The 12303-nt window shown below is 65.2% G+C and carries 12 protein-coding genes and 4 pseudogenes; 10 read left to right on the top strand and 6 right to left on the bottom strand.

Annotated elements, in window-relative coordinates:
- The 4 genes and pseudogenes from THIX_RS14270 to THIX_RS14285 all read left to right on the top strand — a co-directional run bounded on the left by THIX_RS14270 (nucleotide 1) and on the right by THIX_RS14285 (nucleotide 3100).
- Nucleotides 1-1323 carry an RNA polymerase sigma factor gene (locus tag THIX_RS14270; RefSeq protein ID WP_112486727.1) on the top strand — a complete coding sequence of 441 codons (1323 nt, stop codon included), beginning with the start codon at nucleotides 1-3 and terminating at the stop codon, nucleotides 1321-1323.
- Nucleotides 1320-1722, top strand: a pseudogene (locus THIX_RS14275) (VOC family protein); the annotation flags it as partial. The gene THIX_RS14270 and the pseudogene THIX_RS14275, both read left to right, overlap by 4 nt.
- Before the next feature lie 104 nt (nucleotides 1723-1826).
- Nucleotides 1827-2465 (top strand): glutathione S-transferase family protein, encoded by a 639-nt coding sequence (locus THIX_RS14280; protein WP_199195306.1) that lies wholly within the window; start codon nucleotides 1827-1829, stop codon nucleotides 2463-2465.
- A 68-nt stretch (nucleotides 2466-2533) separates the two neighbouring features.
- Entirely contained in the window at nucleotides 2534-3100 is a 567-nt protein-coding gene (locus THIX_RS14285) for a BON domain-containing protein (RefSeq protein ID WP_146748562.1), read from the top strand.
- A gap of 165 nt (nucleotides 3101-3265) precedes the next feature.
- Here the strand turns inward: THIX_RS14285 and THIX_RS14290 are convergent, their stop codons facing one another.
- Both THIX_RS14290 and THIX_RS14295 read right to left on the bottom strand, forming a co-directional pair.
- A complete protein-coding gene (locus THIX_RS14290) occupies nucleotides 3266-4693 on the bottom strand; it encodes a Cu(+)/Ag(+) sensor histidine kinase (protein WP_112486729.1) in 1428 nt (475 codons plus the stop codon).
- Entirely contained in the window at nucleotides 4683-5366 is a 684-nt protein-coding gene (locus tag THIX_RS14295) for a heavy metal response regulator transcription factor (protein ID WP_112488392.1), read from the bottom strand. Before THIX_RS14295 ends, THIX_RS14290 begins: the two co-directional genes overlap by 11 nt.
- Nucleotides 5367-5669: 303 nt before the next feature.
- Between THIX_RS14295 and THIX_RS14300 the strand changes: the two are divergent.
- The 6 genes and pseudogenes from THIX_RS14300 to THIX_RS14315 form a co-directional block, all read left to right on the top strand.
- Nucleotides 5670-6424, top strand: a pseudogene (locus THIX_RS14300) (multicopper oxidase domain-containing protein); the annotation flags it as partial.
- Nucleotides 6425-6456: 32 nt separating this feature from the next.
- A pseudogene (locus THIX_RS24900) lies at nucleotides 6457-6531 on the top strand (hypothetical protein); the annotation flags it as partial.
- 52 nt (nucleotides 6532-6583) lie between these two features.
- Nucleotides 6584-6802, top strand: coding sequence for a hypothetical protein (locus THIX_RS14305; RefSeq protein WP_112486730.1), 219 nt, complete (start codon nucleotides 6584-6586; stop codon nucleotides 6800-6802).
- A gap of 572 nt (nucleotides 6803-7374) precedes the next feature.
- Complete coding sequence (locus tag THIX_RS23075) at nucleotides 7375-7560, top strand: hypothetical protein (protein WP_146748563.1); 186 nt, start codon at nucleotides 7375-7377, stop codon at nucleotides 7558-7560.
- Nucleotides 7561-7575: 15 nt separating this feature from the next.
- Nucleotides 7576-8748 (top strand): protein-disulfide reductase DsbD, encoded by a 1173-nt coding sequence (locus THIX_RS14310; RefSeq protein ID WP_112486731.1) that lies wholly within the window; start codon nucleotides 7576-7578, stop codon nucleotides 8746-8748.
- Nucleotides 8749-8758: 10 nt separating this feature from the next.
- Nucleotides 8759-9250, top strand: a complete 492-nt coding sequence (locus THIX_RS14315) for a protein-disulfide reductase DsbD domain-containing protein (RefSeq protein ID WP_233224566.1) — start codon at nucleotides 8759-8761, stop codon at nucleotides 9248-9250.
- Between the two features lie 148 nt (nucleotides 9251-9398).
- Here THIX_RS14315 and THIX_RS14320 read toward each other — a convergent pair whose 3' ends face one another.
- From THIX_RS14320 to THIX_RS14335, 4 genes and pseudogenes are all read right to left on the bottom strand, one after another.
- Nucleotides 9399-9989 (bottom strand): hypothetical protein, encoded by a 591-nt coding sequence (locus tag THIX_RS14320; RefSeq protein ID WP_112486733.1) that lies wholly within the window; start codon nucleotides 9987-9989, stop codon nucleotides 9399-9401.
- Nucleotides 9990-9999: 10 nt separating this feature from the next.
- Nucleotides 10000-10251: an SHOCT domain-containing protein gene (locus tag THIX_RS14325; protein WP_031407537.1), complete on the bottom strand. Its 252-nt coding sequence runs from the start codon at nucleotides 10249-10251 to the stop codon at nucleotides 10000-10002.
- Nucleotides 10252-10338: 87 nt separating this feature from the next.
- The gene (locus tag THIX_RS14330) at nucleotides 10339-10734 is read right to left on the bottom strand and encodes a DUF302 domain-containing protein (RefSeq protein ID WP_112486734.1); all 396 of its coding nucleotides are present in this window, start codon (nucleotides 10732-10734) and stop codon (nucleotides 10339-10341) included.
- Between the two features lie 197 nt (nucleotides 10735-10931).
- Nucleotides 10932-12260 (bottom strand): annotated as a pseudogene (locus THIX_RS14335) (heavy metal translocating P-type ATPase); the annotation flags it as partial.
- Between the last annotated feature and the right edge of the window lie 43 nt (nucleotides 12261-12303).

Raw genomic sequence — 12303 nt, forward strand, 5'->3', positions numbered from 1 at the left:
ATGCCCACGCCTGATCCCGCCGCCACAGCGGCCGCCGCCGCCACCGCGCGCGCCATCGCCGCGATCTGGCGCATCGAGTCGGCCAGGGTGGTGGCGCACGTGGCGCGCATCACCTATGACCTGGGGCTGGCCGAGGACTGCGCGCAGGACGCGCTGGTGGCTGCACTGGAGCACTGGCCGGAGCTGGGCGTGCCCGAGCGCCCCGGCGCCTGGCTGATGACTGCCGCCAAACGTCGCGCGCTGGACCATCTGCGCCACGAGAAGATGGCCGCGCCGCGCCACGAAGAGCTCGGCCACGAACTCGATATCCAGCGCGACATCGCCGCGCGCGAGTTCAGCGAAATGATCGACGCGCGGCTCGACAACGACATCGGCGACGACCTGCTGCGGCTGATCTTCACCGCCTGCCATCCCGTACTCGCACCGGAGGCGCGCAGTGCGCTCACGCTGCGCGTGATGGGTGGCTTGTCCACTGCCGAAATCGCGCGCGCCTACCTGAGACCTGAGCCCACCATCGCGCAGCGCATCGTGCGCGCCAAGCGCAGCCTGGCCGCCGCGCATGTTCCGTTCGAGGTGCCGCGCGGCGATGAGCTGCATGCCCGCCTCGCCTCGGTGCTGGAGGTGCTGTACCTGATGTTCAACGAGGGCTACGCCGCCACCGCCGGCCCGGAGTGGATGCGTCCGGCGCTGTGCGAGGAGGCGCTGCGCCTGGGCCGCGTGCTGGCCGGGCTGATGCCGCAGCAGTCGGAGGTGCTGGGCCTGCTCGCGCTGATGGAAATCCAGGCCTCGCGGCTGGGCGCGCGCGTGGATGCGCAGGGCAGCCCGATCCTGCTCGCCGAGCAGGATCGCCGCCGCTGGGATCACCTGCTGATCCGCCGCGGCCTCGATGCGCTGGCGCGCGCCGAGACGCTGCCCGGTCCGCTCGGCCCCTACGCGCTGCAGGCCGCCATTGCCGCCTGCCACGCGCGCGTCGCCAGCACCGACGCCACCGACTGGACGCGCATCGCCGCGCTGTACGACGCGCTGGCGCAGCTGGCGCCGTCGCCGGTGATCACGCTCAATCGCGCGGTGGCGGTGGCGATGGCCTTCGGCGCCGCCGCCGGTCTGGAACTGGTCGATGGCCTGCTGACCGAGCCCGCCCTGGCTCGCTACCACCTGCTGCCTGCGGTACGCGGCGATCTGCTCATGCGACTGGACCGCTGGCCTGAAGCGCGCGCAGAATTTCAACGCGCCGCAGCCCTGGCTGGCAACGCACGCGAGCGCGCGCTGCTGCTCGGCCGCGCGGCGACATGCCGGAGCATGGCCGATGGAGCATGCCGATGAAGCCGCGCATCACCCTGATCACCCTCGGCGTCGCTGATCTTGAGCGCTCGCTGCGCTTTTACCGCAACGGCCTGGGCCTGCCCACCGCGGGCATCGTCGGCACCGAGTTCAAGCATGGCGCCGTGGTCTTTTCGAGTTGCAGGCGCAACTCAAGCTGGCGCTTTACCCACGCCGCAGCCTCGCGCACGACGCCGGGATGGACCTTGGCAGCCCAGCTGCAGTGCCAGCTTGTCTGGCCCACAACGTTGCAAGCCAAGCCGAAGTCGATGCCGTGATGCAAGAGGCCCAAGCCGCCAGCGCATGCATCGTGAAACCCGGACGCGCCACCTTCTGGGGCGGCTACGCCGGCTATTTTCAAGATCCGGATGGCCGCACTTGTGGGAAGTGGCCTGGAACCCGGCCTGGACGATTCCCCATAGCGTTCAGGCCCCAGCTTCTCCGACCAAGCGGTCGCCATCCGAGCACCGCGGAAGCCATCACCCCACCCAGCGGAGCGCAACGCCATGATCCATGACAGCCTGACCTTCTACACCAACCCCATGTCGCGCGGGTGCATCGTGCGCTGGATGCTCGAAGAACTGGGGGTTCCCTACGACACGGTGCTGCTCGACTACGGCACGACGATGAAGGCGCCCGAGTATCTGGCCATCAACCCGATGGGCAAGGTTCCCGCCATCCGGCATGGCGACACCGTGGTGACCGAAGCTGCGGCCATCTGCACCTATCTCGCGGATGCTTTTCCGCAGGCAAAGCTGGCGCCGGCGCTCGGCGACCGCCTGCGCGGCCCTTACTACCGCTGGCTGTTCTATGCGGCCGGGCCGGTGGAAGCCGCGGCCAGCAACAAGGCGCTGGGCTTCGTCGTGCCGCCGGGACGCGAGCGCATGATGGGCTACGGCAGCTATGCGGACGTCATGGGTGTACTGGAAAGCGCGGTGTCGCAGGGCGACTACCTGCTTGGCGCCACATTCTCCGCAGCGGATGTGGTCCTGGGCTCGCAACTGGGGTTTGGCATGCAGTTCGGCACCATCGACAAGCGCCCGGCTTTCGAGCGCTATTGGGCGAGACTGAGCACGCGCGCCGCGGCGCTGCGGGCAAGGCGGATCGACGACGACCTCATGCCCAAGTCGCCCGCCGGGGCCTGAACGCAGGAGCAGGCCGAGCATCGGGTTTCCCCGCAAGACTCCTTGCAACGAACACCCTGGGAGGCATCATGCCAACCGACCCCATCCCACTCGGCGACGGTTCAGCAAACCGCGTACACCCGGCGCGTCGCCAGCCCCGCAGGTGGCCTGCGCTTGCCGCTGCCGGCTTGCTCACCGGCCTGTGTCGCTGGGCAGGAGCCGCGCCTCCCACCGTCCTCATCAACCCGTTTCACGACCCCTTCGAGCAGGCCACGCAGGGCTTGGCGGGCTGCCCGGTGCCGAGCCCACCGACCTATACGCAGGCGGAGATGCAGGAGGTGGAGCATCACCGCGTCGAACGAGGCAATAGCTGCTACCTGGCCGGCAAATGCCGCCTGTCCAACAGCTTTCTGTACGACCGCGACATTGCGCGCGCCCTGCTGCCCGCGCTGCGTGCCGACCCGCAATTGCGCGACACCAGCGTGTGGATGCTGGTGCAGGGGCGCTTCGTGCAGTTGTTCGGTTGCGTCTCGCGGCAGGAGCAGATCGCGCATCTCGAAGCGGTGGCCCATGCCACACCCCAGGTGCAGGCCGTGCTCAGCGATGTCCTGGTTGGCACCCACGGCAAGCCGCCCTACCCCCTGGCATCGCCTTGATTCGATGCCCAACTGAACGTCCTGCAGCATGGTGCGTTCCGCCCTGCGCCAAACACCTGACTGCACGCCAGCATGGCCTGGTCTGCAAGGACTGTCCACGTATCGGAATGATGGATCCACTCCAGGGCTTGGAAGACGGTCGAGGATGGCTTGTTCGGGTCCGCGTCAACGCGGCGGCTTTCCCTGGAGCCCGCCCGGCCCTTGAGCCGGACCATTCGGTAACCTCACGCTGAACCGTGTGAGCCCGCGCTCGGACGTGACCAGCACCGCTCCGCCGTGCGCTTCCACGATGGACTTGACGATTGCCAGCCCCAGCCCCGCACCTTCGCCTTGGCGCTGGCGGGAAGGATCGACGCGGTAAAAGCGATCGAAGAGTCGCGGCAGATGCTCCGCGGGGATGCACGGCCCCGGATTCGAGATGTCCACGATGGCCCGATCGGCCTCCTGCCGCAGCGCGACAACGACGGCCTGGCCTTCAGGCGTATGCCGAATGGCATTGGCGATCAGGTTGCTGAGGGCTCGCTGCAGCATCTGGCGATCGCCACTGACCGTGACGGCTTCCCCTTCGAGGACAAGACCGACACGGTGATCGTCCGCCCAGGCCTCGAAGTAATCGAACAGCGCCCGCACCTCGGCACAGAGGTCGACACCTCCCGACTCCAGGTGGATCCGGCTGTGGTCGGCCTGGGCCAGGAAAAGCATGCCGTCGATCATTGCGCTCAAGCGCTCGAACTCCTCCAGGTTGGAATAGAGGACTTCGCGATAGACATCCATGCCACGGACTTTTGACAAGGCCACTTGCGTCTGCGTGATCAGGTTGGTCAGCGGCGTGCGCAGTTCATGGGCAATATCCGCAGAAGCGTTCGTCAAGCGTTGGAAGCTGTCCTCGATGCGCCTGAGCATGGTGTTGAAAGCCACCACCAGCTCGGCGAGTTCGATCGGGACCTGCTTCGGGTCGAGTCGAACGTGCAAATGCTCGGAGGTGATGTCTTGCATCCTGGCACTGATGCGGCGAATCGGCGCATGACCATGCTGGACCGCCAACCAAGCCACCCCGATGCTGATGATGCTGGTCATCAGCGCCCCGAGCCAGAGCGCGCGCCTGAGCTCGGCGAGGTAGTGCAGATGAAAACCCATGTCCATCGCCACCAACACGGTGAAGGGGCCGTCGCGCAGCACGGCCCCACGGTAGGTGCGTTGGTTGACCCGCCAAATGCGCAGCGCCTGCGCGTCGAGGCGCGTCACCGGTTCCATGCTGTTCGCAAACCCGGCGAGTCCCGGGGTCGCGGTTTCGTAGAGCAGCTTTCCTTGGGCGTCCTGCACCAGGAAATACACCCCGTGATGCCCGGCCACCGCACCCGCAAGCCTGTGTTCGAGGTCACTGCGGTTCGTGTTCGCGTCGGCGAGCACGGCTTCCACGGATTGGCTGACGGCCCGCACTTCGCCGAGATCCTGCTCGGCGAAGTGGCGCTCGATGGACGCCTCGATGCCCCAGGCCGAGAGCAGAAACATGAGCGTCGTGGCCAAGCCGACGAAGGTCGTCACGCGAAGCGCGAGCGATGCCGGGCGACGTCGGCGTGCGCTACTGGCCATCGGGTGCGTCCAGCATGTAGCCCAATCCCCGCACCGTCTGGATGAGCTTCGGTTCGAAAGCGTCGTCGACCTTGGCCCGCAGGCGCCGGATGGCCACGTCGATCACATTCGTGTCGCTGTCGAAATTCATGTCCCAGACCTGGGATGCGATCAGTGAGCGGGGGAGCACTTCCCCTCGCCTTCGGACCAGGAGTTCCAACAAGGCGAATTCCTTGTTGGTCAAATGAATCCGGGTGTCGGCGCGGACCGCGCGGCGTCGTGTCAAATCGAGCATCAGGTCAGCGACCTGCAGCCGTTCCGCCTGGACCGCTGCGCGCCCCCGCCGCAACAAGGTTCGTACGCGCGCGAGCAGTTCCGTGAAGACGAACGGCTTGACCAAATAATCATCGGCCCCAAGCTCCAGTCCCTTGACCCGATCTTCGACGCTGTCGCGGGCGGTCAGGAACAACACGGGGGTGTCTTTGCCGGCGTGACGCAGAGCCCGCACGATGCTCCAGCCGTCCACATCAGGGAGCATCACGTCGAGCGCGACGAGATCGTAGTGCTCCGTCATGGCCTGGTGATGCCCGTCCAGGCCGGTGCGCGCGAGATCGACGACAAAGCCGGCCTCCATCAGACCTTGCCGCAGGTATTCCCCGGTTTTGGGCTCGTCTTCGACGATAAGCAGTTTCATGCGTGTCTCCCTTGCTGCGTCGCCGTCGCACTTTCGCCCGTCGTTCATCCGATCCCCGTTCCCATGGTGCCGCACGCGCCGGATTCGACTGGCGCCACTTTAATCCGGCGCACTCGACACGAACATGACCGCAAGATGACATTAATGTCATCTTGCGGTCATGATTCTGAAATTTATCGTTACATAAGATGCTGGCTTGCAACGGCGCTGAGGCGCTCAACACCGGGTTGCGTACCGATTCATACCACGGTGCCGCTTGAGAACATGGCGTCGAACCGTTCTGACCAGGAGAACTGCATCACCATGCAGCAATTTCCGCCAACCTCCCCATGCGCGATCCAGGTGCCTCGTCGACGATTCGTTCAAGGACTGGCGGCAGGCGGTGTCATGCTCGGCTGATCGCCGCTTGCCGCAATGGCTCGGGGCAAGGCACGACGACTGCGACGGGTTCGGCGCCGGAACTGCGAGGCACCGAATTTGATCTGGTCGTGGCCGAATCGCCGGTGAACTTCACCGGCAGTCCCCGGATGGCAACCACCATCAACGGCTCGATTCCAGCACCGACTTGCGCTGGCGCGAAGGCGATGCCGTCACGATTCGGGTGACGAACAGAATGCGCCAGGCGACCTCGGTGCATTGGCACGGCATGCTCCGGCCGTTCCAGATGGACGGAGTGCCGGGCATCAGCTTCAAGGGCGTCGCGCCCGGGGCAACGTTCCGTCTACCGCTTCAAGGTCCTTCAATCGGGCACCTATTGGCACCACCCCCATTCGGGCTCGCAAGAGCAGACAGGCATGCATGGCGCCATCGTCATCGAGCCTGTCGGCGGCGCAACCCTGAAGGCCACGCGTGACCATGTCGTGCAACTTTCAGATTGGACCGATGAAGATCCGATGCGCGTCATGGCCAAGCTCAAGGCTGACAGCGGCTACTACAACTACAACCAGCCCACGGCCACGGAGTTTTTTCACGATGTTGCCCCGGACGGCTTGAAGGCCGCTCTGGAGAAGCGCCGGATGTGGAACAAGATGCGCATGAGCCCGAACGATCTCGTGGAATCGGTCCTGAGCGTTCCTAGCTGGCATTCGGTGTGCGGGGCCTGGCTCCCTATTGGTTCGACGTCGAGGCCACCGGCCATCTTGGCGATCAGGGACGAAGCGCCATCCGGCCGGCTACGAGCTACGACATCTTGCTGACGCAAAAACTGATTCTGCAATATGAAAAAGATGATCTCGGCCATCATGCTCGGCGCGATGCCGCTCTTGGCCAGTGCCGCGGCCAACCATGGCGGGCAGGCGCCGGTCCAGGCGCAAGGACAGAGCGCCGCGCAGCAGCAGCATCCGGCCCAGGGCCAGGCAGCGATGCAGGGCCAGGGCATGATGGACATGCCGATGATGGGGAAGCAGGGCATGGTTGGGCAAGTCGTCGTGAAGTAAGCCTGTTTTGACGACGGTGCGAGCGCGTTCTGTTTCAGGAACTTTTGCGGTCTTTTCATGCTCAAGTGCTGCATGTCCTTCACCCAAGCAAGTTCGCGCCCGCATCGGCATCCATGTCGTCTGAACACATGAAAGTCCTGCGTGTTGTCTGGGCTGCCGTGCTGCTGGCCTTGTTGCCACTACACGCGTGGAGCGCTGTGCGCCTCGACAACACGACACCAGGTTCCCCCGCTGCCTGCCGCAGAACCGGACCAGACCCATCCATGCAGCAGGCGTGGCGCGCAGGCACCTTTGCGGCCGCGCGCATGCGGGAATCGACGCCACACGGCCCCAATCGTTTTGGCCTGGCACCCGGTTCTGCGCGAAGCGGCCATGAGGCCAGCCCATCCAATGGCCGGGGCATTTGCCATGTGCTGTGCGGCGTGGTTCTAGCGCCGTCTACCACTCCTGCCGCTTTGCACTTTGCGCATATCGCGGCACATGCGCCGGAATTCCACACGCGCCTCGTCACAAGTGCGCTGCCGGACGCACCATATCACCCACCCCGGGCCTGATCTGCCCTCAAGGCCGGCATGCGTCCGGCCTCCGCGCGAGTCGTGGCCGATACACGCCGCGACCCGCTGCGTCACGACGTGCGCCTGACGCCGACCACGTTTCCGGTCAACAACCCAAGGAACATCGTCAAGCCGATGTTCGTCGAGCCAGACTTCCCAGCACTCGGTCGGCTGACCCCGCACGGGCTTGCCACAAGCGCTTGAAACAGCCGAACCCCCATGGACATCTCACTCCTCCTCGAAGTCATGCTCGCGCTCGGCGCAGGCATGCTGCTCAACCTGACGCCATGCGTGCTGCCGGTCATTCCAATCAAGGTTCGCACCATCCTGCGCGAAGCGGGAGAAAAACCGGCAACCCGCGCCCTGTCCGCCAGCCTGTTCGCTGCGGGCTCCCTGTTGTTTTTCACCCCCCTCGGGCTGGCCACAGCTCTGCTGCATCTTCAATGGGGTGTGCTGTTCCAATCACAGGCCGTGCTGATCGGCTTGGTCATCGTCCTTCTGGCGATGGCGGTGATGAATTTCACGGGGCGCGGATTGCCCATTCCTGCCGCCATCGCCAGAATGGGAGGCGGTCGTTTTGCCGAGCCACTGATCTCCGGCCTGGTCAGTGCCCTTTTGTCTTCTCCCTGCACCGGCCCCTTGCTGGGTGGGATCCTCGTGTTTGCCCTCACCCGGCCAGCCACCGAGATCGTGATCATTTTCATGGCCATCGGCCTCGGCCTGGCTCTGCCCTACGCCGTTCTGCTTCTGAAGCCCGGGCTTCTCGATCGACTGCCGCGAGGAGGGGCTTGGACCGACGTCGTGCGTCAAAGCTTCGGCTGGCTGCTTGCCGGCGCCGCGGTCTTTTTCGCGCAAAGCCTGGTTCCAGCCATGCTCGACAAAGCGCTATGGTTCAGCTTGGTTGTCGGGATCATGCTGTGGGTCTTCGCAACGAGCTTTCGCGCCGCAGATCATGCCTCCCGCTGGGCCGCGCCACTATCGAGCCTTCCTTCGCTGGCTTTGGTCTACCTGAGTGCGGGGATCTGGCCCGCCCCATCGCAAGGCATCCCCTGGCAGCCGCTCAAGGCAGATCAGATCACCGAGATCGCCAGTCTGCATCGACCTGCGCTGGTCGAGTTCACCGCGCAGTGGTGCCTGAATTGCAGGTTTCTGGAGAAAACCGTCTACCGCGACTCGCGCGTTGTGCAAGCCCTGCGCGCCGGTCGTGTCGTCCCACTGCAAGTCGACCTGACGCGCCCCAACCCAGAACTGCAACAGCTGCTTGCCGCATACGGCGGGGATGGCCTGCCGTTCGTGGCCATCCTGGATCGACATGGACGGGAGATCGATCATCATTCAGGATTGTTCACGGCCGACGCGCTCCTCGGCGATTTGAATGCCATCCACCGATAGAGAACTCATGATGAATCCAAGAACCCTACGCATTGCCATCGCCTCGTTCATCGTTCTTGCCCTTTTGCTTGCTGCCATGTTGCTGATCCGGGCCACCCACCCTCCTGGCTTCGGCGCGAGCACCCCCGCCAACCTCGTCGACTCCTCCATGAAGGTTCGCGCTGGCGCCGCGATCGATGGCCGCGATGCTGTGGTGACGTTGCACATCCAGCCGGGCTGGCATGTGTACGCAAATCCGCCGTCGGCTCCTTACTTGATCCCTGTCACGATCGTCGTGCAACGTGGCGGCCACGGGCTGGATCTCCAGCCGAGCTACCCACCTGGTCAGGACATTGGCCTACGGGCCGACGGCAAGATCATCCGGGTCTACGAGAACGGCACGCGCATCGCACTACCCGGTCTGTCCAGCCTGCGCGATGTCCACATACAGGTGCGGGTCCAAGCCTGTGCCGACAAGGGGCTATGTCTTCCACCCGCAACGCTCATCGCTTCGTCGCGATGAACGCGACATCCATGCGTGCTCGATGGATACCGCCGGCGGCATCCGCGAAACACGGCATGGCCCAGCGGCCCCATGCTCAGATTCGGCGGGCTGATTTGCCTCGCCACAGCGGCCCGCCCTGCATCCCAGAACCCACCAGTCGCACAGGTCAGGAGCCGGGCGCGGACGATGTCGCTGTCGGCTGCGACGGGGCGCTCAACGCAACCTGGATTTGCTGCTCCGCCCGAAGGCGGATTTGGACGATTTGCCGCAGGATTTCGGCAACCGCGGCGCCGGCCTTGGCCTGTGCCGCCGGATCGGGTTTGGCCACGGAGTTGACCGCCAGCAGGTTGGCGCGAGCGGTGTAGAGCTGCGCCTGCAAGGCGCCTTCCTGACGCAAGGCCTCGGCTTGGATCTGTCCAATGCGCACGCGCTGCTGCGGCGTGAACGTTTCCTGCCAAGAACCCCTGGCCGCCGGCCAGATGCCCCCGCCCATCATGCCGTAGCCATAACCGCCGTCGTCACCATAGCCGTGATCGCCCTGAACGCCGAGCGCACCCCAGTCCCTGACCGGACCGTTCATCATGCCGTAGCCGAATCGTGGCCCCCACCAACCGGCACTTTCACGCCAGGGGGGTGGTGCGCCCGCTTCCCATCGCCGGCCCCAGAAGGGGACAGCGCCGAATTCGGGGATCAAGAGCAGGTAAAAAGCGAACAGCACGATCGCCAGCGCGAGCAGCCACTTCGGTAGCGGTTTCATGATCCGGGCCTCAGCTTTCCAGCTCGCGCCGCATGCGGTCGTAGGTGTCGCGGTCGATGTCCCCGCGGGCGTAGCGCTCCTTCAGAATGTCCAGGTGCCTTTTGCTGTCGGATCGCGCCCCGGAATCGCCCGAATGGCCCGTGAACAGCCATCGGATCAAACCCACAAGCACGGCGAGAATCAAACCCCACCACACCAGCATAAAGAGCCAGCCCAAACCGAAGCCGCCCCATCCGCCCATCATTCCATATCCATAGCCCATGACCATGCTCCCATTGGATGTTCACAATAACCAGGCACCGACCGGCTGGACCGAATCAGCGCCTTGATGACGGCACCGACGCAGCCCTCAGGCACGCAGGGCCTCGGCGACGCGCTTGAGCTTGTCGCGCACTTCGCCGCCGAGTTTGTCCACCTCGGGGCGCTTGACCATGCCGAGCACGGCCGCTGGATCCATGAACACCACGCTGACCCTGCCGTCCGCCTCTTCCCGCACGACGACATTGCAGGGCAGCAGCGCGCCAATATCCGGCTCGGCTTGCAGGGCCTGATGGGCATAGCTCGGATTGCAGGCTCCGAGGATGAGGTAGGGACGTTCCTCGATGCCGAGTTTGGCCTTGAGCGTGGCGGCCACATCGATGGTGGTCAGGACGCCGAAGCCCTCCTGTTGCAACGCCTCGGTCACCGCTCGCACGGTGGCCTCGAAGCCTTTGGGGCTGGTCACGGTAAAGACATAGTCACTCATGGGTAAACCTCCGGGTTTTAGGAATGAACGGGTTGAAGATGGTGGTGCACGGTCCTTGATGGCATCGTCTGGCGCATGGCGGCTCTGTCGGCTGCATGTCACGCCTGCGCTGTTGCCATCTGCGGCCCGACCACGGCGCTCGTGGCCGGACCGATGCGAATGCCGGCCAGCCGGGTGCGCTTGAGCATCAAGGCATTGACGGCCATCTGGGTAGCAAGGCCCCGGGCGTCCGGACAGGCGATGACGAACACGGTGATGGTCAGTGCCAGCGCCAGCAGCAGCGGCTGCCCCAGGACGACGTACCAGGAGACGAAGGTCGCCACGCCGATCAGGACGGCGATCACCACCAGCCATTGCGCTGCGCGGTCGGCCAGCAATTGCGCCGGCGCCTTGGAGTTCTGCGCCTCCTGCACCAGCTTGACGATCTGCGCCAGCGCGGTGTCGGCGCCCACCTTGGTGGCGCGGTAGCGCAAGCTGCCGCTCTTGTTGATGGTCGCTCCGATCACCGCGTCGCCGGGTTTTTTCCCCACCGGTATCGACTCGCCGGGCAGCATCGACTCATCGACCTGCGACGCGTCTTCCAGCACCTCGCCATCCACCGGAATCTTGTCGCCGGGGCGGATGAGCACCACGTCGCCCGGCGGCACCTCGGAGGTTGCAACCGTGATTTCTGCACCGTTGCGCAGCACCATCGCCTTGGGCGGCGCCAGGTTCATCTGCGTGCGGATCGCCTCGCAAGCGCCGGCGCGGGCGCGCATTTCGAGCCAATGCCCCAGCAGGATGAACACCAGCAGCACCGACACGGCCTCGTAGAACTGCGCCCCCTCGAAGAAAAAGGTCGTGCCGACGCTGAACAGATAGCCTGTGCCGACGAAGAGCACGACCAGCACCGCCATATTGAGCACACCGTTGCGCAGTGCGCGTGCCGCCGCGACGAAAAAGGGCCACGCCGGATAGATCACTGCAGCGCTGGCCAGGCCGAACAGCCAGTCCTTGAGCGCGAGACCGAACGGCGGCGCCGGCGGTGCGGACAGGCCACCCATGATGGGCGAGTACGCGAACAGCGGGACCGTGAACAACAGGCACACCCAGAACCGGTTGCGCATGTCTCGCGCCATGTCACGCGCGTCCATGCCGGCGCCATGGCCCATGTCGTGCGCCATGGCGTCCATGCCGGTCGCACGTCCGGAATGGGCGGCGTGTTCGGCGCCTTGGAGCGTGGCCCCGCCATACTCCATCCCAGCCTTGTGCGCACCCTGGGCATGCCGCACGGCGCGCTCCTCGCGCGGCTCGCACAGATGGTCGGGAACCGACTCGCCGCGGCAGTGGTAGCCGCAACGCTCGACCTGCGCCTGCAGTGCGGCCAGGTTGGTCAAGGCCGCGTCGTACACAACCGTGGCGCTGCCCGCGACGTAGTTGACCTGCACGTCGTCGACACCGGGCAGGCGCCGGAGCTGCTTTTCGACTCCATGGGCGCAGAGGCTCGATACCAGTCCGGAGACATCGATGACGCTGGTGGTGTTCATGCGGATCGCCTCGTTCCTGAATGGGCTGGCCACGCTGACGGGC

Origin of the sequence: Thiomonas sp. X19, from assembly GCF_900089495.1 — a bacterium.
Classification (GTDB): Bacteria; Pseudomonadota; Gammaproteobacteria; order Burkholderiales; family Burkholderiaceae_C; genus Thiomonas_A.

Coding starts and splice junctions, on each gene's coding strand:
- THIX_RS14325 (WP_031407537.1), bottom strand. CDS start 10,251: ATGGGCTATGGATATGGAATGATGGGCGGATGGGGCGGCTTCGGTTTG.
- THIX_RS14290 (WP_112486729.1), bottom strand. CDS start 4,693: ATGGCCAGTAGCGCACGCCGACGTCGCCCGGCATCGCTCGCGCTTCGC.
- THIX_RS14320 (WP_112486733.1), bottom strand. CDS start 9,989: ATGAAACCGCTACCGAAGTGGCTGCTCGCGCTGGCGATCGTGCTGTTC.
- THIX_RS14305 (WP_112486730.1), top strand. CDS start 6,584: ATGAAAAAGATGATCTCGGCCATCATGCTCGGCGCGATGCCGCTCTTG.
- THIX_RS14270 (WP_112486727.1), top strand. CDS start 1: ATGCCCACGCCTGATCCCGCCGCCACAGCGGCCGCCGCCGCCACCGCG.
- THIX_RS14295 (WP_112488392.1), bottom strand. CDS start 5,366: ATGAAACTGCTTATCGTCGAAGACGAGCCCAAAACCGGGGAATACCTG.
- THIX_RS14280 (WP_199195306.1), top strand. CDS start 1,827: ATGATCCATGACAGCCTGACCTTCTACACCAACCCCATGTCGCGCGGG.
- THIX_RS14310 (WP_112486731.1), top strand. CDS start 7,576: ATGGACATCTCACTCCTCCTCGAAGTCATGCTCGCGCTCGGCGCAGGC.
- THIX_RS14285 (WP_146748562.1), top strand. CDS start 2,534: ATGCCAACCGACCCCATCCCACTCGGCGACGGTTCAGCAAACCGCGTA.
- THIX_RS23075 (WP_146748563.1), top strand. CDS start 7,375: ATGCGTCCGGCCTCCGCGCGAGTCGTGGCCGATACACGCCGCGACCCG.
- THIX_RS14315 (WP_233224566.1), top strand. CDS start 8,759: ATGAATCCAAGAACCCTACGCATTGCCATCGCCTCGTTCATCGTTCTT.
- THIX_RS14330 (WP_112486734.1), bottom strand. CDS start 10,734: ATGAGTGACTATGTCTTTACCGTGACCAGCCCCAAAGGCTTCGAGGCC.